Source organism: Mesotoga sp. Brook.08.YT.4.2.5.2. (genome assembly GCF_003351125.1).
GTDB lineage: Bacteria > Thermotogota > Thermotogae > Petrotogales > Kosmotogaceae > Mesotoga.
This window is the reverse complement of the sequence record NZ_JPGZ01000006.1, coordinates 1-19763: the sequence shown is the minus strand read 5'-3', so window position 1 is coordinate 19763 and position 19763 is coordinate 1. Positions and strand designations below refer to the sequence as shown.

Annotated in this window: 19 protein-coding genes and 1 pseudogene; 13 read left to right on the top strand and 7 right to left on the bottom strand. The window is 45.7% G+C overall.

The window, feature by feature from the left end; genetic code table 11:
* Nucleotides 1-25 precede the first annotated feature (25 nt).
* On the bottom strand, nt 26-1657 hold the full coding sequence (locus Q502_RS00890) for a capsule assembly Wzi family protein (RefSeq protein ID WP_099829071.1): 1632 nt from the start codon (nt 1655-1657) through the stop codon (nt 26-28).
* Nucleotides 1658-1669: 12 nt separating this feature from the next.
* A complete protein-coding gene (locus tag Q502_RS00885) occupies nt 1670-3049 on the bottom strand; it encodes a hypothetical protein (RefSeq protein WP_243392235.1) in 1380 nt (459 codons plus the stop codon).
* A 46-nt stretch (nt 3050-3095) separates the two neighbouring features.
* Here Q502_RS00885 and Q502_RS00880 point away from each other — a divergent pair, with 46 nt between their 5' ends.
* From Q502_RS00880 to cysK, 3 genes are all read left to right on the top strand, one after another.
* The gene (locus Q502_RS00880) at nt 3096-4259 is read left to right on the top strand and encodes an MFS transporter (RefSeq protein WP_099829070.1); all 1164 of its coding nucleotides are present in this window, start codon (nt 3096-3098) and stop codon (nt 4257-4259) included.
* Nucleotides 4260-4348: 89 nt separating this feature from the next.
* Nucleotides 4349-4882, top strand: coding sequence for a serine O-acetyltransferase EpsC (gene epsC, locus Q502_RS00875; protein WP_099829135.1), 534 nt, complete (start codon nt 4349-4351; stop codon nt 4880-4882).
* The gene (cysK, locus tag Q502_RS00870; RefSeq protein WP_099829069.1) at nt 4879-5766 is read left to right on the top strand and encodes a cysteine synthase A; all 888 of its coding nucleotides are present in this window, start codon (nt 4879-4881) and stop codon (nt 5764-5766) included. The genes epsC and cysK overlap by 4 nt, the downstream gene beginning before the upstream one ends.
* Before the next feature lie 11 nt (nt 5767-5777).
* Here the strand turns inward: cysK and Q502_RS00865 are convergent, their stop codons facing one another.
* The 5 genes from Q502_RS00865 to Q502_RS00845 are packed head-to-tail and all read right to left on the bottom strand — an operon-like array spanning nt 5778 to nt 11588.
* A complete protein-coding gene (locus Q502_RS00865; protein WP_099829068.1) occupies nt 5778-7439 on the bottom strand; it encodes an Ig-like domain-containing protein in 1662 nt (553 codons plus the stop codon).
* Nucleotides 7440-7453: 14 nt separating this feature from the next.
* The gene (locus tag Q502_RS00860; protein ID WP_099829067.1) at nt 7454-8551 is read right to left on the bottom strand and encodes a YncE family protein; all 1098 of its coding nucleotides are present in this window, start codon (nt 8549-8551) and stop codon (nt 7454-7456) included.
* Nucleotides 8548-10365, bottom strand: coding sequence for a peptidoglycan DD-metalloendopeptidase family protein (locus Q502_RS00855; RefSeq protein WP_258001780.1), 1818 nt, complete (start codon nt 10363-10365; stop codon nt 8548-8550). The genes Q502_RS00860 and Q502_RS00855 overlap by 4 nt, the downstream gene beginning before the upstream one ends.
* 5 nt (nt 10366-10370) lie before the next feature.
* A complete protein-coding gene (locus Q502_RS00850) occupies nt 10371-11267 on the bottom strand; it encodes a DUF881 domain-containing protein (RefSeq protein WP_102818917.1) in 897 nt (298 codons plus the stop codon).
* A gap of 48 nt (nt 11268-11315) precedes the next feature.
* Nucleotides 11316-11588: an HU family DNA-binding protein gene (locus Q502_RS00845; RefSeq protein ID WP_099829064.1), complete on the bottom strand. Its 273-nt coding sequence runs from the start codon at nt 11586-11588 to the stop codon at nt 11316-11318.
* 216 nt (nt 11589-11804) lie between these two features.
* Here Q502_RS00845 and Q502_RS00840 point away from each other — a divergent pair, with 216 nt between their 5' ends.
* The 10 genes and pseudogenes from Q502_RS00840 to Q502_RS00795 form a co-directional block, all read left to right on the top strand.
* On the top strand, nt 11805-12725 hold the full coding sequence (locus Q502_RS00840; protein ID WP_102818916.1) for an ABC transporter substrate-binding protein: 921 nt from the start codon (nt 11805-11807) through the stop codon (nt 12723-12725).
* Nucleotides 12709-13470: an ABC transporter permease gene (locus Q502_RS00835; protein WP_102818915.1), complete on the top strand. Its 762-nt coding sequence runs from the start codon at nt 12709-12711 to the stop codon at nt 13468-13470. The genes Q502_RS00840 and Q502_RS00835 overlap by 17 nt, the downstream gene beginning before the upstream one ends.
* The gene (locus Q502_RS00830; RefSeq protein WP_102818914.1) at nt 13454-14143 is read left to right on the top strand and encodes an ABC transporter ATP-binding protein; all 690 of its coding nucleotides are present in this window, start codon (nt 13454-13456) and stop codon (nt 14141-14143) included. Before Q502_RS00835 ends, Q502_RS00830 begins: the two co-directional genes overlap by 17 nt.
* Before the next feature lie 58 nt (nt 14144-14201).
* Entirely contained in the window at nt 14202-14738 is a 537-nt protein-coding gene (locus tag Q502_RS00825; RefSeq protein WP_102818913.1) for a DUF177 domain-containing protein, read from the top strand.
* Nucleotides 14739-14755: 17 nt separating this feature from the next.
* Entirely contained in the window at nt 14756-14938 is a 183-nt protein-coding gene (rpmF, locus tag Q502_RS00820; protein ID WP_102818912.1) for a 50S ribosomal protein L32, read from the top strand.
* A 3-nt stretch (nt 14939-14941) separates the two neighbouring features.
* The gene (gene plsX / locus Q502_RS00815) at nt 14942-15940 is read left to right on the top strand and encodes a phosphate acyltransferase PlsX (RefSeq protein WP_102818911.1); all 999 of its coding nucleotides are present in this window, start codon (nt 14942-14944) and stop codon (nt 15938-15940) included.
* 1 nt (nt 15941) lies between these two features.
* On the top strand, nt 15942-17768 hold the full coding sequence (glmS, locus tag Q502_RS00810) for a glutamine--fructose-6-phosphate transaminase (isomerizing) (protein ID WP_102818910.1): 1827 nt from the start codon (nt 15942-15944) through the stop codon (nt 17766-17768).
* 107 nt (nt 17769-17875) lie between these two features.
* Nucleotides 17876-18262: a ribosome silencing factor gene (rsfS, locus tag Q502_RS00805; RefSeq protein WP_102818923.1), complete on the top strand. Its 387-nt coding sequence runs from the start codon at nt 17876-17878 to the stop codon at nt 18260-18262.
* A 78-nt stretch (nt 18263-18340) separates the two neighbouring features.
* Nucleotides 18341-19141 (top strand): 30S ribosomal protein S2, encoded by an 801-nt coding sequence (gene rpsB, locus Q502_RS00800; RefSeq protein WP_112109555.1) that lies wholly within the window; start codon nt 18341-18343, stop codon nt 19139-19141.
* 293 nt (nt 19142-19434) lie between these two features.
* A pseudogene (locus Q502_RS00795) lies at nt 19435-19763 on the top strand (hypothetical protein); the annotation flags it as partial.

Genomic DNA, 19763 nt, shown 5'->3' with positions numbered 1-19763 from the left:
CTTGCTCGCCCGGTCCCACCACAACCTAGAAGATATAAGATACATAAGGCCTTATTTCGAAAATCGGTTTGTCATAACCACCGTTCTTCTTGAAATAACCTCCGAAATAAATCGAGAAATCGCTTCCGAAAGTGAAGTCCCTGTAAGGAATCATTATGTTAAGTTTCATGATATTTGCATTTACGGTCTCACCGACGGGGCCACTCCAATCTTCCGGATTAGTAAACTGACCGGGGTCGTCTTCAGGTTCTTCCATGTTCAAGTATGGTGTCTTAAGAGTAACCTCTCCCTGTTTGAAATGATCATAAACGAAGGAGATCGAAAGCCCGTTAGTCATTATCGCACTTGCCATAAGAGAAAAACCTTTCAGATCAGGGCCATATTTGAAGCCGAGCGGATAGTCCGTGAAATCCCTGCTTCCGGGAAGTTCGGATTTTGTGTAGATTCTGTTTGTAAATGTGAGAAGCGGCTGCCAGCGATTGTACATCCACGTGTCTGTATGATAGAGCTCCACAGAGGCAAGAAGCAACGTTCCCTTTATATCCGTCGCGTATCTAAGACCCCCACCATAAGCCAGGGCCGTTGGTTTGCCACGCGCTCCGGCCTCTGTCGAACCGAACGAAACGTCATCGATGGCGATTTCCCCGTAGACCTCGATTCCCTTAAACGGCGCTAGAGAAAAATCGAGCGAAGCCATGACGTTGGAGAAATCTTCACCGTAAGTATTGTGGAAGATGATGAATGGGTTGGCATCGTTCAGATCGGGGTGCTTCCCACCGACAACATTGATCTCGCCTACCCCGACCCTTCCCCAGCTTGCAAACTGAACATCGAACCGATGCCCGATGATCGTCTTCGCTCCTTCAGTGTATGGTCTTCTTTGATTGAGATCCCACACCTTTCCCTGCTTTATCCATTCTTCATCGTTCAGGAGAGAAGTCGGGGTAATGACCAGAAAAGAATACGTGAACCGGCCGTTTTTCCAGAGGGGAGTAGTATATGAAGAAGAGATATTATCGTAATAAGATGACGCATCGCTTATTGCAAGCCCATTTCTCATCGGACCCCAGGCAAGTTTATATCTACCTAGAGAAGCGTAGAAGCTTTCATTTGCGTAGGTTACATAGCCGAAAGTAGGCCAGCTCATATCGAGCGCCTCGATTTTTCCTTCAAAAAGCTCCACTGGAAAATTCATGTAGGGCTTCGAATCAAAATTATCGCCGTGACTGATGTAACTCCGATAGTCTTTTGGAATATCGAGATTTATATACCCTGTGATATGGTCGGATACTTCGCTTTCAAAACCCAGTACAAGCCAGGGCTTAAGAGTATCATAACGGTATCTCAAGTAAAGTGGAACCACGGATTTTAGCCAGCCCTTCTCCTTGAAAGGCTCGAAATTGTGGATGAGGAACTGTGGAGTAACTCTCAAGTGGATTTCTGTTCCTGGAGAAGTCTTCACAACGGGCTGCTTAAGCTGGACTGAAGCAAAACCCTCAGGAATCCCTGTATTAGGTGTAAAGAGCGTCTTTCCTTCAATCAAGTTTCTGCCCAAAAATAAGTCATATTGATCTGTACCCTTGAATATCAACGTACCCTGGCTTGCAAGAATTGCCATCGACAACACCATGAAAAACAGCAAAACAATCTTCTTCATGGAATTACCTCCCTAAAATAGTGAAAAACCTTTGATGAAACCCACGTTAATCCAGAAATCAATGTGATCGGCGAAAATTACTTTACCGCCAGCAAAAAGCGCTGTATCTGGGCAGTATGCGAAGAAACAAGTCAAAGACAGAATCAGAGATCTGTTGATCGGGTTCTTTGGACCGTACCAGTTCTGGTCAAAAGGTGGCTCATAAGGAGAATCGATATTGGCTGAGCCAGTTCTGAGAAGCTCCGCCTTGACGCTAAGAGATATATTCTGACTCTCGTACTCGATGCCGACAAGGCTCAACGTTGAGTCAGGTCCAAAAGGAAATCCAAAAAAACCAGTGATAACTGGCCAAGAATCAAGATGCAAGACATTGAACCGGTATTGATAAGTGAACTTGCCGATGCTTATACCCCTATTGTAGAGATAGGTGGTTGCGTGGTAGTGTTCCATCCGCACTCTAAGTCCGCCGCTATTCAGAAGTGTTTGATCTCTGACTTCGTTCTCCGCTTCAGTGAATCTCAGTCCGGAATAGGGCAAGCCATCAGATATTTTCCATGAAAAACCTGCAAGCCAACCAAAGGCCGTGGGATTTGAATTAGGACTCTCCGTCGAAAGTCTGAAATCATCAAGTGTAAACTCACCGTAGGCAATAGCGCGGTCAATCTTAACCTCTGCCGCTATGGTTGCAGTTACGTTTGAATGATCCTGATAGGTATGATGATAGATTAGAAAAGGCCCAATATCCTGCAGATCAGGATAGACACCGTAAACGAGATTTTCTTCGCCAAAAGTGACCTTGAGATTGTCGTTCATATATCCGAACCGGTGACCAAGAAGTGTCTTGGGTCCCCCGCTAACTGTTCTGTCGGAAGATATAACAAAGAAATTATAAAGATACTCTCCTGATTTGGCTTTTCCATTCAACTCAATCCACAGGTGATCAAAATACGGCGGAGTATTTGAGAGAACAAAACTGTAAGTAGAACCACCAAGACTCAGTTTTCGCCTGCCCAAAGAGATCAGCGAATTCTCATCTCTTCTCTCGAAGTAACCGAGCCTGGGAAAATTCATGTCTACCGAAGGAAGGAAATTTGTCGTCGACAGCGGGAGATTCGAGAACCAGTTGCCCATCAAGTAATCGGAAAACTCCTGTCTCAGATCCATATTCAAATACAGCCTTGACTTCCCCAGGGAAATCTGCATGCCGCCCGAGAAGATTGCAGGAACACTCAAATAGCGATTAAGGTCTTCCAGGCTTGGCTTGTAGCTGTTGCTGACTGCAGGAAAGCTGTTAAACGACAGTGATGGTGACAGAATCACATGAAGTCCAGTGCTCCCAAGAGCCAATAGTGGTATGATAAGCATCAAAAGCAGCGCACGTTTTTTCGACAAGAGATTCACCCCCACTAGAATTCTACACCAGGAGGTTTGATATTCAGTGCGTGTTTCTCTTTTTAGAGCCTCTTCCAGCATCCGTGAGATCTTTACAGAAATATTCATATATTCAAATCTCAGCATCACCGCTCTCTTTAGTCAGCTTTTTTACAGCAAAGGCTTTTCTGCAATAGAGATCGGGATTCTGATGGCCGTCACTCCTACCCTCTCAATTATTGCAAATCCTTTTTGGTTCAGGCAATCAAGCAGGACAGGCGGACCAACTGTCATGGGAATGGTCTCTATTGTCTCGGCAGTCTCTGTCTGGGCAGTTTTCTTCTCACCAACCTTTGAAACTTCATTGATCGCAATGTGTTTCTTCTCATTCTTTGTTGTGAGCATAATACCTATCGCTGAGTCTGTGGTCGTTCCTTCTTTGAGAAACAAAGGCAAACGCTTTGATCGCGTGAGATTGTTCGGAACGGTTGGCTATTCCTTTACCGCCCTTATCTCGGGAATAGTATTGAAGTACGGATTTGTCTTTTTCTTCATAATGGCCACAGTGTCATTTTCTACAGTAGCCTTGGTTAGTAGAGCCTATCCGACTGGCCGGAAGCTAAAAAGGACAGATGAAGAGACCGATCGTTCTTCTTTGCCACTTCAGTTTTACCTGCTTGTACTTGCCGGTGTCGCATCCATTACTATTGGAGCCTTCGGATCAACTTTTCTGCCTGTTTTGACTAGTGAAAGGGGCTTCAGTGTTTCCTCAGCAGGGTTCGCATTTTCGTTGATGGCTTTTTCGGAAGTTCCCTTCCTTTTCTTCGCAGAAAATTTGGTTGAGAGACTGGGTAACACGCGCCTTCTTGTGATAGGAATCTTTGCAACTGGTCTTCGATGGTTTTTGACATCTATGGCGACTTCTTTTCCCATCTTTCTTCTTCTTCAAATGCTTCACGGCATAAACTACATCGTAGTCTATTACTCTGTCATGAATTACATTCACACTAGATTTGAAGCCAGCAAAGTCACCAGGGCGCTCACAATCTACTGGATGTCGACTACCGGACTGAGCTATCTTCTTGGCTCCGTACTTGGCGGGGTGCTCATTCGTACATTTGGGATTGTAAGAGTGTACAACGCTACAGGAATAACCGGTATGGCGATTGCCATCTTCTTCTCGTTGATATTTGCAGCGTTTCACAAACGAACTGCCTTCACAAAGCGTTAACTCTAATGCCGATAAATACGGTATACTTAAAATACATAATTTCGATTGAGGGTGATACAGTGAAAGGGAAGAACCGCATAAAGCAAACAATGATAGATATCTCTATGGACATAGACGCCTATCTTGAGAAGGACCCGACAGCTTCAGGTAAATGGCACATAATTCTCTTCTCTGCGGGTTTTCACGGCCTCTTGCTATACAGGATTTCTACCCTTTTCAGGAAAAACAAGCTTGGTTTCCTCGCCAGAGGCTTACATTACGTTTCAAGGATACTTTATTCAATGGACATTCACCCTTCAGCTCGAATAGAAGGCGGCGTTGTAATTGATCATGGTGTGGGCGTTGTTATAGGCTCGACAGCTTCAGTGGGAACTGGAACGCTGATATATCAAGGAGTTACTTTAGGCTCAAAGAACGTGATGAAGGGAAAGCGTCACCCGGATATTGGCCGAAATGTTGTACTTGGGGCGGGGGCGAAGATTCTTGGCCCGATATATGTGGGAGACAATTCTAAAGTCGGAGCGAACAGCGTGGTGCTTGAACACGTCCCTCAAGACTCTCTTGTTACCGGGATACCGGGGAGAGTCCATAGGATATCTGAAAGACTGGGATCACGACAATGAAAACTGTTGATTCTTTAATAGGTAACACCCCGATCATTAGGCTTCGATCTCTCGGAGATGCTTCATCGATAATGCTTAAAATTGAGAAAAATAATCCCGGAGGAAGCATAAAGGATAGAACGGTGCTTGGAATGATTCTTGAAGCCGAGAGAAGTGGCGCTCTCAAAAACGGGATGACCATAGTGGAGCCAACTAGTGGCAACACGGGAATAGCCATCGCAATGCTTTCCGCTTCTAGAGGTTACGGGTCGGTTATCTTTATGCCCGAATCGGCAAGTATTGAAAGAGTTAAGCTTATGGAAGCCTTTGGTGCAAAAGTGATAAGAACTCTCGCTGATAAAGGAATATCCGGTTCATATGATGAAGCTAGAGCCTTTATCGCGAGAAACCCTGATTCGTTTATGCTTGATCAGTTCAGTAATGAAGCTAATCCCTTTTTTCACTTCTCTACTACCGGTCCTGAGATTTTTCGGCAGGTCAACCGAGAGCTTGACGCTTTCATTTGCGGCATGGGAACGGGAGGAACAGTGACCGGGATTGGACGCTTTCTCAAGAAGGAAGCTCAACGTATTCATATTGCCGGCATTGAACCTGCAGGTTCGCCCTTCATTTCGCAGGGTAGATCTGGCTCTCACAAAATTCAAGGGATCGGCCCCGGTTTCAGACCGAAGGTCCTCGACCTATCAGTGCTGGACGAAGTAATAACAGTTGAGGACGAAGAAGCTCTCTCTATGATGAAATGGCTTCACAGAAAAGAGGGGTTGATGGTCGGAATATCGTCCGGAGCCAACGTTGCCGGCGCTCTCAAACTCGCCGACAAGGGCTTTCGAAGAATCGCAACCGTTGCTCCGGACACTTATGAAAGATACCTAAGTCTGACCTAGAAGTATCGATCCTATGGGCAATCGTGCGTATAGTTTGCTACTAGATTCACCGGACAATCCATTTTGACAACGATTACTTCCCCACACACTATCCCATAAGTCTCGTTAAGATCCCAGTCTCTGAAAGTGTACCCCTCGATTTTCGGAGCGGTAACAACAACTGTGGCCCCTTCATCATGCCACCCTTCACCAGGTATTTCTTGTTCATATCGGGCAGATGTCGCAATATTCAAGTAATAGGTCACTGAAAATCTTGCAGTTAATTTCAAAGAATGATCCATGAGGATTTCTCTATGTGGTGAAGTCTCCCCGTCGTCCCACTCGATAAAGCTGACCCTAATATCATCTCCGATAGGCTTTCTATAATCAAACTCTTGAAGTTCATCTATTTCAACTACTAGAGTCTGATCCCTTTCAGCAACATAATCCAATGGAATGTTCAGGTCTTGACCATCAATAGAAACCTTGGGCGAAACTATCAATTCCTTGTCGGAGACAATTCCCAGAATCACAGGCGGGATTACGGTGGTGAATTCCCATATAGGGCCCTCTGTATCGTCTTCGCCGTCTGAAGCAACTATCTTCCAGTAGTAGTGGGCTCCCTCCTCAAGGTGAACCGGTGTATAAGTCTCTCCGGAAACTCCTGAAGCAACAAGGACAGTGTTCGCAGTCTTACCGAGATAGACATCGTACAACAAAGAATCCCCATCAAGGTCTTCGCATGACCAGCTAAGTGAAGTGTTTGTCGGGACACTTGTTTCGGCCATTTTGGGGACAGGATCGAATGGTGTGCTAGGTGGTCTATTGACATCAATTACGGTTATCTCGAAGCTTCCTGAAGAAGACGCTCCTTCTGAATCGCTTACAGCGATCTCAACATCATAAGTTCCTGAACTCTCGTAATCGGCAGCGAAGACGTATTGAATGCCTTCAATAATTCCCACACCGGTGATTAAGACGAAGGTAATCTCATCCCCATCGGGATCAAATGCATAATCAAGAAGGTCCAGAGAAAGGGTCTCGTTCTCTTTGATTATGAAATCAGGAATGACTATTTCGGGAGGCTGATTCGAGTCAAACACTGTGACCAGAAAAGTGCAGCTCCCCTGTCCCCCTTTGCCGTCCGACACCCGAACTTCTACCTGGTACACTCCAACTTGCATTTCTCTTGCATCAAAAAACAGTTCTGTTCCTATTATCTGCCCAAACTGGCCTACTAGCTCATAAGTAAGAGAGTCACCGTCGGGGTCTGTCGATAATTCACTCAAGTCTATGGCCATTTCCTCGCCGACTGAAATCCGAAGATCGCTGATTTCTATAGAAGGAGCTCTATTGTTATCTATAACCGTCACCTTGAACCTTCTGAAATCTGAATCACTACCGTTACTTGCTTGTAGTTTTACCCAGTACTCTCCAGCTTCATCATAACCGGGAGCGTAAAGGTAATAACTTCCCTTGATCTCGCCAACTCCTTCCAAAACCTGGAAATTCAGATCTTCGGCGTTCCCTGACAAAATGTAACTGGCCAGCAATAATTCAAGAGTTTCTCCCTCAGTGACAACCTGAGGATCTATCTGCTTCAGTAATCTAGCTCTGGGAACCAGACATGAAGAAGAAACCATCAGAACGATTAACAAACAAAGAGTGATTCTCAGAATGTTTTTAAGACCCATTTCAAACCTCCGACTTATTGTGCTTTGAGAACCAGCAGAGCTCCTGTGTTCTTTCCTGTCTGCCAGTCTTCCTGAAGCAAAACAGCGATTTCCTTCCCGTTGAAAACAATATCTACCGGATAGCCATCTAACTCTACATATTCTATCGTATTTCCTTTGCTATCCAAAATCTCAAGTGTTCCGGTAATGGTCTCAAGAACGTAAATTCTTTCCCCGCTGTGAAAGACTTTTATCGGGCCACAACCTAATAGATCATAATACTCCGTCCGGTAACTTGAAAGTTCCACAGTCATTATCTGGTCTTCGCCGGTCAGAGCAACCCATATCTTTCCATTATGGACTATCGGGAAATTCGGATACCGGCCAAGGTAGACTGTGTGTATTTCGCTGAAATCAGTTTTGGAAAGGATCTTTAGACTCTCCTCAACGTAGGAGATAAGAAAGAGCCTGTCGCCTTCGAGATGTATGTATGAAGGTCTCTTGCCGATATTCACTTCCTTTACCAGATTTCCCCATTCATCGAATACCAGCAGCCCCTTTTCGGTTTCATGAGACCGGGTTAACATATTGTAATTGTGAAAAAGCGAGATGAAGAAATGCTCTGAATCCTCTGTCACAGAGAGTCCAATCACCGGAAGTTTGTGCCTCTTGATTATCTCTCTCTTAGCAATATCCAGTACCAGGAACTCATAATCATTTGTGAGTATTCCGATTTTTCCATCTATGAACGATCCCGTAATCAGTCTGCTTGATGTTGGAATCTCATCGATCTTCTTCCATCTACTCGGATGTAAAGAAGCATCCACGACAACCAGCCTACCGCTGTAGAATCCAAAGCAGTACAGCTTTCCATCTCTATAGATGAGATCATTAATTCCGTCATTTCTCATAGTATCGAAAATCGTAATGGGCCTGAAACTGGCGTCGAAAACAACTAGTTCAGAGTCGCCTTTCACAAGAGTAACGTAGTACGTTCCGCTGCTGTTTTCGACCTCAACAATTCTCGAGGGCATAACTCCAAGTGGATATCTTTGCCCGAAAGTGATCGTTCCGAACACATTACCTTTAAGAATCAATATGAAAAGAAGAAAAAGCATTATTGATCTTTTCAAGGGCGCTTCACCACATATACCAGAAGATCTTCTTTGAAACTCGACGCGATATTGAAATCATGGGTGTAAACATCGATCTTGTTACCCCTTATAGAACTACCGGTGTCCTCAACAACAAAGAATCCCTTGTTCGGAGAGGACGAGAAAAACGGAATATAGACAATCGAGCCAAGAGGAATTACGCTGGGATCGGCGGCAACCGTTCGATATCCCTTCACGAAATCCCCACTTGCAGTCATTTTGAAAGAAGGCGATGTCGGATTCTTTGCATCATCCCACTCAGTGTACATCGTAACCTCAAAAGTCCCCGCATTATCGAAGATTATATCGGCTGGATTCACAGGGACATCTGCCTTCCAGAATTCAAAGTGGAGATTTCCCTTTGCATCTGATGCCAATCCAATGGTGTCTCCAACCCTTACAAAATCACCCTTGATAACCGTTCGGCTTCCCAGGCGTGCATAGACAGTCTTAAGGTTGTTCCCATGATCGACAACAACCATCTCACCGTAAAGATCGTTTACTCGCTCCGAGAGAATAACTTTACCGGGAAGAAAGGCGGTTATCCTGGAATTCGGCGGGACGGTCAGATCCATTCCCGGGTTGGCATAGCCGTAATCATAGCTTCCGAAGTTCGATTCAATTGAATCAACGAGAAAGTCAACCCCAAGATTCAAGCCGAAATGAGTAGCGATTGATGCCTTGGCCATAAGATTATCCAGTGAGAGAGGTATCTTTATCTCATCCCCTCGGAATATTAGGTCCCAGTTCTTGACCTGAGGATTCATTTCCTTCAGCTGATCTACTGTGACACCGTAAGCCTGCGCAATGTTCCACAGATTGTCGCCCGATTTGACTATGTATGACACGTAAGACATTGGTTCTATGGTCTCGTAAGCTGCCGCGCCAAGTCTGCTGCGAATATCGGAAATCTCTCCAAGAAAGGTGGTCATTGTCACATAATCCCTCTGTTCAGGCTGTTCCTGTTGCTCAATAGCCTCTAGATTGACCGCAAGCTCGCGTGTCCTGGAGTCCATTTCCTCAATCCTCAATACTAGTTCGTTGAAAACCTCTGCATCTATAACGGCCGATCCAACAGTCTCTTCAAGTTCTGCAAGCCTCCTTGCAATCGAATCATATCTTGCGCTATCGATGGCTGAAGTATCCGCTCTTGCTGCAAGCTGCTCGATCTTTAGCACGAGTTCTTCGTATTTCCCGTCATCTCGCTCAGGCTCCTGTTGAACAATAACAACTTCAGTGTTCTTTATCTCTTCTATTCTTCTGAGGAGCTCTTCGAATTTCGCCTCATCAATTGAGCTGTCGTAGCTACCCACTTCGGAGATTCTCTGGACGAGCTCTGTGTATCTTGAAGAGTTCAGAGATTCTAGGGCCTGGACTTTTCTGTTAAGATCGTCGATCTCCCGCGTCATTATGTTGGTTTCTACCGAGCTGGTCAATACTCCGTCGATCTTGTCATAGAGCGTCTTAACGATTGCTGCAGACGAGGCGGAGTCTATAACCGATTCAGCAAGCATATTCTTTATTATCTGAAGTTCTGCTCTCAGCGCTTCAAGCTCATCATAGCCTGTATAGGTGGGCTCTATTGCTTGAACAAAGTTTATGCGAAAGGCAAGCTCCTGTACAGCATCTTCAAGCTCAACTATCTTCCTTTGACTAAGAGCAATAGAGTCAATCTTCTCTTCAATAGCATCCATCTTTGCAAGAAAATCATCTCTAGTAATGAACGGAGAGTTACACCCCGTGAAGAGCACGAAAACAGGTATAAGAAGAGTAAGAAGGGTAACCTTTTTCAACTGAATCAACCCCCTCCCGCGGGAATGGTAATAAACTCAAGAGGCAGAAAAGTCATGTCAATCTCCCTGCCCTTGAAAAACTCCTTCAAGAGACCCAGACCGGATACAAGATAATCATAATCGCCCAACACCTCAATAACTATTGGCGTAATTTGAGTTGGCTCATCATCAATTATAACAGTTGCCCCAACGCAGCGCACGTATGTATATGGCAGTACTCTCTTCCCATTTAACGAAATCTTCGTAGCTCTCAAAGCGTATATTTCGTTCAAAATCATAAGGATATCGCTGTCATGGATAATGCTACTTCCTTTGAAGCCAGATTCAATTCTTATTCGAACGCCTTTTCCAACCTCTTCCTCGTAAAATACACTCCGAGGACTGTTAGAGACAACTGTTCCCGAAACGGCGTTTTTGACATCAACCATACTCGATTCTACAAGCGTCTTGAGCTCTTCCACCCGCCACTCAAGAGAGACAATCTTTCCTCTTATTCCCTCTATCTGGGTCGAGTAGTCTACAGTCTCTCTTCTGTCCAGTGAAGTGAGCTGATTCCGAATGTTTTGCATATCATTTGAGAGATTTGCCAATGAGTCCACAACGGAAGAACTGCTAACTGCAGCCGAGACAGAGTTCAGGCTCGTAATTATCCCCTGAAAATCAGTGATTATCTTCGAAAGATCCTGTCTCACTTCAAAAGAAGAGAGGGAGTCGAGATTCAGGTTGAGCTTGGAAACTCTTTCAGACATAGTTTGAAGTTTGTTCTCTATTTCCTTTGTGCTGAGACTCGAAACCATTTCGTCGCCAATCTGCCTGAGAAAGTAGATGTTCAAGAAAGCACCCAAAGCCACAATAATAATGAAGATAACAAAGAGAACCCAGATTCCTTTCAAGTCTTTCACTCCAAAACAAAAGCGGCGGCAACTCCGGCCGCCGCAGAGTCTACGACACTATTTTACCTTTTCCTTCAGTTCCTTTCCAGGTACGAATTTAGGAACTTTTCCGCCCGGTATCGTAATGGGCTTCTTGGTTCTCGGATTGACACCCTTTCTGTCCTTCCTTGTAGCTACCATAAATGTGCCAAAACCAACGAGTCTCACAACATCACCTTTAGACAGTGTCTTCTCGATGATCTCGATCACTGTGTCAAGGGTCTTTCCAGCATCTTTCTTAGTAACACCCGTTTTCTCAGCGATTTCAGCGATGAGTTCTTTTTTGTTCATACTGTTCCCCCCTTCGCATGAGATGTCGCTATTATTCTACCACTCAGAGCCCAAATTACCAAACTCCTTATAGAGGGCGATTCTAGCCTTCATCGGGAAGAAATCGGCCCTGAGAGTGCTGATTCTGCTTCAGGCTCGCGATTTGGCCTTCAAAGCTGTTAAGCCGTCGTCAAGCAGGCACATTGAGTGTATAATTGTTAGTGGAGGTGGTTCTATATGAGGAAACTCGTTATTACAGTTTTTGTGCTGTCTCTAGCCCTCGTATCTTTTGGCATCAATTACATAAATCCAGTTGGTCCTACTCTAATTCCGATTGCTGAGTTACTCTCCTCGGATATCTCTAATGAAGTCCCGGGTCTCGAAATCAATTTGTGGAGAAGCGTAGACGAAGCGATTTCAATGCTGGTTACAGGGAGGGCACAGATAAGCCTTCTTCCCGTAACCGTCGGAGTTAAGCTGGCAGCTTCTGGAGTAGATATTAAGCTCGCGGCAGTGAGCATGTGGAATGGCTTCTATTTCATATCTACAGAGAAGCCGATAGATGATATAAAAGACCTAGTAGGAACGGTGATCTACACCTTGCAGGCACCCGGTCAGACAGCAGACACCATTCTTCGCGGCGCCCTTGAGTCCCGTGGATATGAAGTCGGAAGAGATGTGTCGATAGTCTACGTAGGTGGTGCCGAGGCTGTGCAGCTTCTTGCTAGCGGAAAAGCCAAGCTCATACTTGTACCTGAACCGTTTGCTTCTCTTGCCGAGGCTCGTGTTCAGAGTGTAATAAGGTCCATGCCGATTGAAGATCTATGGGAAAGCTTCAACGATAGGAGAATCAACATTCCTACATCGGGGATATTCGTAAGCGGTTCTCTCGATAGAAGTGTTGTCGAATCATTTCTTCTCCTTTACCAGCAGTCCATGAGCCTGTCGCTCGCTAATAGGGAGAAGACTGCAGAGATAGTGTCAGAAAAGATGGGTGGCTTCCCCATTCCTGTACTGCAGAAGGCAATGGATACAGCAGGCTTTCTATTTGCAGACTCCGAAAAAGCCAGGGAAGAAACAACGATATATATTGAAAAGCTGCGGGAACTCGATCAGGAACTGACGGGTGATATTGATCTAGATGCTCTCTTCTTCTAGAAGGAAACAGCTTGCGCCAATTCTCTCGGTAGGTTTTCTTCTACTGGTGTGGTTTGTCGCATCTCTGCTGGTTTCAAGCAACCTTCTATTGCCTGGTCCAGGCGAAACAATAGCAGAATTCACGAAAATACTCTCAAGCGCTAGAGGCTGGTCGAATGTTGCCGAAACATGCTCAAAGGCTTTTATTGGGCTTTTTCTCGCGCTGGGGATGGCCATGGTGACCGGGTTTCTTATGGGTCTGATCGATGTATTGTATGAATTGCTCAGACCGTTGGTAGTGATTCTCCAGTCTATTCCCATCGTATCCTGGCTTGCTCTGGCGATCTTCTGGTGGGGGGTAGGGTTCTCTTCTCCAGTATATATTGTATTGCTTACGCTATTTCCTATCTTCACAATCAATATTGCAGAGGGAGTCAGAAACGTAGACAAGAAGTTGGTAGAGATGGCAAAAGTTTACAGGCTCTCCAGGAAGGTTGTTCTCAGGAAGATCTATCTTTCCTCTGCCTTTCCCTTCATAGTGTCGTCAATGAGAGTGGGGGTTGGAATCATGTGGAAATCAGTCGCAGTAGCTGAGTTCATGGTTGGGGCATCCGGTATAGGAAGAGCAATGTCCGATGCGAAGTACTCAATAAACACTACCAGAGTCTTCGCTTACACTCTGATCCTTGTGATTCTCGGCATACTTACCGAGAAGCTTCTAGATCTGCTAATAGGAAGGAGTGCCCGCTATGCACTTAAGAATTAGAGATCTGCATAAGCAGTTTGACGGGGAGAAGATAATAGATGGTTTCAGCTACTCTATAGACGGTGATTTCTTCCTAACGATCCTCGGCAGCTCCGGCTGCGGTAAAACCACACTACTGAGAATCGTCGGCGGTATCCTGAAGCCCGATAGCGGAACTGTTGAACTTGACAGCAAACGCTTGGGATTTGTATTCCAGGACGATAGGTTAATCCCGTGGTTGACGGCTGCCCAGAATATCTCCATTGTCTCACCTGGGTGCGACCCGGTTGAGTTTCTCTCATTTGTTGGACTGAAGAAGCATAAGAGCAAGTATCCTTCTCAGCTAAGTGGCGGGATGCGCAGGAGAGTCAATATAGCTAGGGCGTTAGCCTTCAACCCTGATATCATTCTTTTGGACGAGCCGTTCAGTTCTCTAGATGTTGTAATTAAGGACAGGCTGATGGAAGACATCCAGAAAATCTGGATGAGGAGGGGAATCAGTGTGATAATGGTTACACATGATCCTGCGGAAGCAGCGAGGCTCTCGACAGACATAATAATCATACAGGACAAACTTTCGAAGACTGATTCTATAGATCTCGGCAGTCCGGAAGAGAGAACAATGGACGAAATCGATCGAATAGCTCGTAGCCTGTTATCTAGAATGAAGGAATCTTCTTCATTTGTTCAATGAAACGTGAGTAAATTGAAATAGCCGTGATGTAGTATTTGCTGGCACAGAGGTGATTGAAATGGCGAAAATCCATGAGTTAATCGTTGATCTGAATAGCTTCGAATTCAAGAAGACGATAGATGTCGTTCTGGACCCAGACTTCACAGAAGAGATAAAGCTGACAAGCGCTGCAGAGACCCACATTGAATTGTATAAAGATAAGGATTCGATCATTGTAACAGGTTCGGTGAAAACAATCCTCGAAGAGAACTGCGCAAGGTGTTTGAAAGAAGTCTCAATCCCGATTGAAGGAACAATTGAAGCCACCTACGTCCTTCAAGACAGTGTTGTTTTTGCAGAAGACGGCACAAGCGCTGACCTGGATAATGTTCTGAGGCTTGAGGGAGATCTGCTGGACTTGTCAGAACGCGTTATTGAGGCTATAATTGTTGAGGTTCCTCAGAAGGTTCTGTGCAAAAGAGACTGTGCAGGTCTGTGCCCGTACTGTGGAGCAAACCTTAACGATGAGCAAAACCATTCGTGCCAGAAGAGGGAAGAGATTCAGGATGAATGGCACAAGGCTATTTCCGACCTGAGAGAGAAATTGAAGAGTTAGATATAGGAGGGATTAGAGTGGCCGTTCCAAAGCAAAAGCGAAGCAGGAGCAGAACCCGCTTGAAGCGCGCAAATACATATAGTGCGATCAAAGTGGCTGTTTCTACATGTCCAAACTGCGGCGAACCAAAACAGCCACACAGAGTGTGCCTGCACTGTGGCTATTATGGAGGAAGACAGATTCTTGAGATTGGTGAGTAACAGATGCAAGGCGTAAGAATTGCCCTCGATGCTTTTGGTGGAGATAATGCTCCCGAAGTTAACATAGACGGTGCTTTTCTTGCTCTCGAAGAGTTTCACGATCTTGAGATAGTTCTGGTAGGAAAAGAAGAAAGTCTCAAGCCTTTGCTGAAAGAGACGCCTGAAAGCTCAAGAATTCGAATAGTTGATGCGGGAGAGGTTTTTCCGATGTCGGAGAAGCCTTCTCTTTTGCTGAGAAAAAAGGAGACCTCTCTTTACAAAGCCGCACAGCAGGTGAAAGACGGAAAGGTCGATGCTTTTGTTTCTGCAGGGAATACGGGCGGGGTTCTTGCCGCCGCACTTTTCATTGTGGGAAGAATAAAAGGCGTTGATCGAGGCGCTATCGCCGTTCTAACCCCCTCCAAGAATGGATTCACCATACTGGTCGATGCCGGAGCAAACTCCGAAGTTAGGTCAGAGCACCTGCGAGACTTCGGCAGAATGGGCTATGAATACGCGAAGCTTCTCGGAAGAACCAACCCGAAGGTTGGGCTGCTTAATGTTGGTGAGGAGCAAGAGAAAGGTACTGAACTCACTAAGCAGGCATTTGACTATCTGAAAGCTGAACTAGGCGATGATTTTGTTGGGAATGTTGAAGGCAGTGATATCAACTACGGAGATGTAGATGTAGTTGTCTGCAGCGGATTCGACGGCAACATAGCTATGAAGTCGATGGAAGGAGCGGGAAAGCTGATTTCAGCAACGCTTAAGAAAGAAATCAAGAGGAGCGGTCTTTTCGGACTGATCGGTGCTCTCTTTCTCAAACGCGCGCTGGAACGGCTGAAAAGAGCTATGGACCCGAGTGAGTACGGAGGTGCTTTCATCCTCGGTGTTAAAGGGGCCGTTGTGAAGGCCCACGGCAATTCTAATGCCCTCGCCATAAAGAACGCAATTCGAGTTGCTTACCAGGGAGTCAAGGGCGATCTAGTTAAGAGCCTCGAAATGAAGATTGGAGAAAAGTAGTATGTGCGGCATTGTTGGAATGGTTGGAGAAGACCTCACAATAAGAAAACTTGTAGATGCTCTGAAGAAGCTCGAATATAGAGGCTACGACTCCGCAGGAGTTGCCGTAAACGGTCGAGAAGGTCTAAGAGTAACGAAGGCCGTTGGAAGGATTTCCGCTCTCGAAAAGGTTCTTGGAGAAGAGCTGGATTCGAACGTTGTTCAGGGAATTGCCCACACCAGATGGGCAACTCATGGAGGGCCTTCCGATTTCAATGCACATCCTCATACCGATTGCACGGGAAAGATAGCGGTTGTGCACAATGGTATTATCGAGAATTTCGACGTTCTGCGAATAGATCTAGAAAAGAAGGGCCACATTTTCAAATCGGTGACCGACACAGAGGTAATAGCCCATCTCATTGAAGACCATCATTCCGGTGACATTGTTTCAGCCGTAAGGCATACTTTGGTGGATCTTGAAGGTGCGTATGCGATTGGCGTTGTTCATCAGGACCATCCCGGCGTAATCGTAGCAGCTCGCAAAGGGAGTCCCCTTGTCGTAGGATCTACTGGCGAAAACGGCTATCTTGCCTCAGACGTTACGCCTCTATTGAAGCATATTAGAGACGTCTACTTCATCGAAGATGGAGAACTTGCCGTAATTCGTCCAGGCAGTGTAAGTATATCCAGATTGGACGGCACATCTGTTAAAAAATCATCAACTAGGATAACCTGGGGCGAGGACTCGGCTGAAAAGGGTGGCTATGATCATTTCATGCTCAAAGAGATATTCGAAGAGCCACAGACTCTTAGAAATGCTCTCATGTCCAGAATCAAGGATGGAGCTCCCAGGTTCAAAGAGATTGATCATCTGAAAGAAGAGATCGCGAAGGCTAGATCGATAACTGTACTGGCTTGCGGAACAAGTTACCACGCAGGATTAGTCTTCCAGAGATTCATACAGGACTATTCTGGGATTCGGATAGAAGTTGAAGTGGCTTCAGAATTTCGTTACAGAAGATTGCCGGAAGGATTCAGTGACCTTGTCATAGCTGTTTCCCAATCAGGTGAGACGGCAGATACTCTTGAGGGGATTCGTAAGGCGAAAAGACTTGGAACCAGAATCATATCTCTTACAAATGTTGTTGGGTCCACAATTTCGAGAGAGAGCGACGCAGTGATTTATATAAATGCCGGTCCGGAGATAGGTGTGGCAGCCACCAAAACTTACGTCGCACAGGTTGCAGTCCTGCTTCTTCTGGGAGCCGCCATCTCCAGCATCATAGGTCAAAGCAGTTCAGATATCGCAAAGATTGTTAATGAGCTGGAAGGGATGCCCACGGTTTTTGAGAATACACTCCCAGCCGCTAACGAACAGTGTAAAAGACTGGCAGCGGAATACTCCGATTTCAAACATTTCATGTACATGGGCAGAGGGTATAGCTATGCAACTGCCCTGGAAGGCGCCTTGAAGCTCAAAGAGATCAGTTATATTCACGCAAGCGGTTATCAAGCCGGAGAGCTTAAGCATGGCCCTATAGCTTTACTGGATAAGGACTTTCCGGTCTTTGCTATAGTTCCTGAGGATGAAATGAAGTCGAAGATGATTTCCAACATAATGGAGACCAGAGCTCGAGATGCAAAGGTTCTGGCTATCTGTTCAGAGAACGACAAAGAAGTCTCAAAGACCGTGAACAGTCGTATCGAGGTTCCTCGTGTTCTCGATCCCCTATATCCGCTGGTGATGTCACCTTATCTGCAGCTCTTCGCATACTACATCGCGGTTAAGAGAGGGCTAGATCCAGACAAACCGAGAAACCTGGCTAAGAGCGTCACTGTTGAATAGAGAGAATCAAGATCGATTTTGGCGCGGTTTTGGAAGTGGTTTTGCACGGATCGTTTTCTGAAGGGTTTTTTGCGGAGTACGGTGAACCGTCAACGGATGACCATGATATGAATAGGAGAATCAATTTGGATAACGTAGTTAAGGAAATCGCAGACATTTTGGATGAAAAGCATGGGGAAGACATCGTAATACTGGACGCCTCCAAGGTGTCAAATCTATCTGATTACTTTGTCGTAGCAACTGCCAATTCTGACCCCCATATGGGTGCTCTTCGAGAGGCGATACTCGAGTACATCGAAAAGGAAACCGTCGAGATCATCTACTACGACAAAGGAAAGGGATATGACTGGATGGTAATCGACGGTGGTTACTTCATCGTCCACATATTCAGTAAGAAGGGAAGAGAGTTCTATTCTCTCGAAGACCTTTGGTTGAATGCAAAGAGATACACATATAGAGATCTCGTCGCTGACGAGGACAACACACGGCAGTAATCGCAGTCGATCCCGGTGCCCCTTCTGTAGGGGTCGATCGGCGCAAAGCCGGAGGAAAACCAAAACGGAGGTGTATTTGTGTCGGTAGTATCTATGAAACAGCTTCTCGAAGCCGGAGTTCACTTCGGTCACAGAACGAGAAGATGGAACCCCAAGATGAAGCCGTATATTTATGGTGAGAGAAAAGGCATCTACATCGTAGACCTTCAGAAGACACTTAAGCTCATTGAAGAGGCCTATGAGTATGTGAGAAATTCTGCTCAGGAAGGTGCTACGTTCCTTTTTGTTGGCACAAAGAGGCAGGCTCAGCAAATCGTACAGGAAGAAGCGAAGAGATGTGACTCCTTTTACGTCAACAGCCGCTGGCTCGGTGGCCTTTTGACGAATTTCACCACGATCAAGAAGAGAATCGAGGCTCTCAAGAACTTCGAAGAAATGGAGGAGTCGGGGAAGCTCGCCGCCCTACCCAAGAAAGAGCAGAGTATGATCAACAAGAGGCTCGATAAGCTTAGAAAGAACCTGAGCGGTGTTAAGGAAATGCAGAAGCTTCCAGACGTGATCTTCATAGTTGATCCCAAACAGGAAGAAATTGCCGTTGCAGAAGCCAACAAACTTGGCATTAAGGTTATCGGTATCGCAGACACCAACTGTGATCCAGATGTAATAGACTTCATTATCCCCGGAAACGACGACGCCATAAGGGCAATTCAGTTGATCGTTCATACCATGGCCGATGCTATTCTTGAGGGCAGAGAGGGTCTAAACGCCGCTGCTCTCGAAACTAAGAAAGAATCGACTGCCGAAAAAACTGTCGAAGTCTCTTCAGATGGAGAAAAACCCTCCGAAGAATTAGTCGATGACTCAGAGGACGAAGAATAATAGAAGCAATTTACGCCTTTAGTAAGTCGGGGAGCCTTTCGGCTCCCATTTCTGATTGGCAGGAACTAGCAAAATGAAGCTATTATCTGAAAACCCCTGTATTCGCTGCTCATACTCCCATGATTGCAGAGCAAAGAAGATTCCGGCCGCGAAACCCCCAGAACGAGTCTGCAACGCTAGCGAGTATTAGGTTCGCTTTCTGATAGGCTATATTATAGTGGAATAGCCTGATACGAAAGGTCGTGAAATCTACTGGTTTAATGGAAGCTTATTGGTGAATCAGGAGGTGTCTGATGAAGAGGTTGATAATCGTTCTTACAATCACTATGGCATTACTAGTATTGTCTTCATGTTTCCCCGGGTCAGGCCCGAAAGTTCCGAAGTCTCTGCTAATAGATGATATCCACTCAAACTATACTGAGGTGTTTGAACCATCAAAAAGATACGAAACACTCATACAGGAATTCAGGGGGAAAGGTTATACAGTGGACCTGGCATCAGTAAAAGGATTCTCACCTGAGAACTACGGAGCGGTACTGGTAGCAACACCAGGCGATGCCTTCTCGGCTGGAGAAATCGCGGATCTCTCTGCTCTTCTTATCCACATTCCTCACCTTTCTGC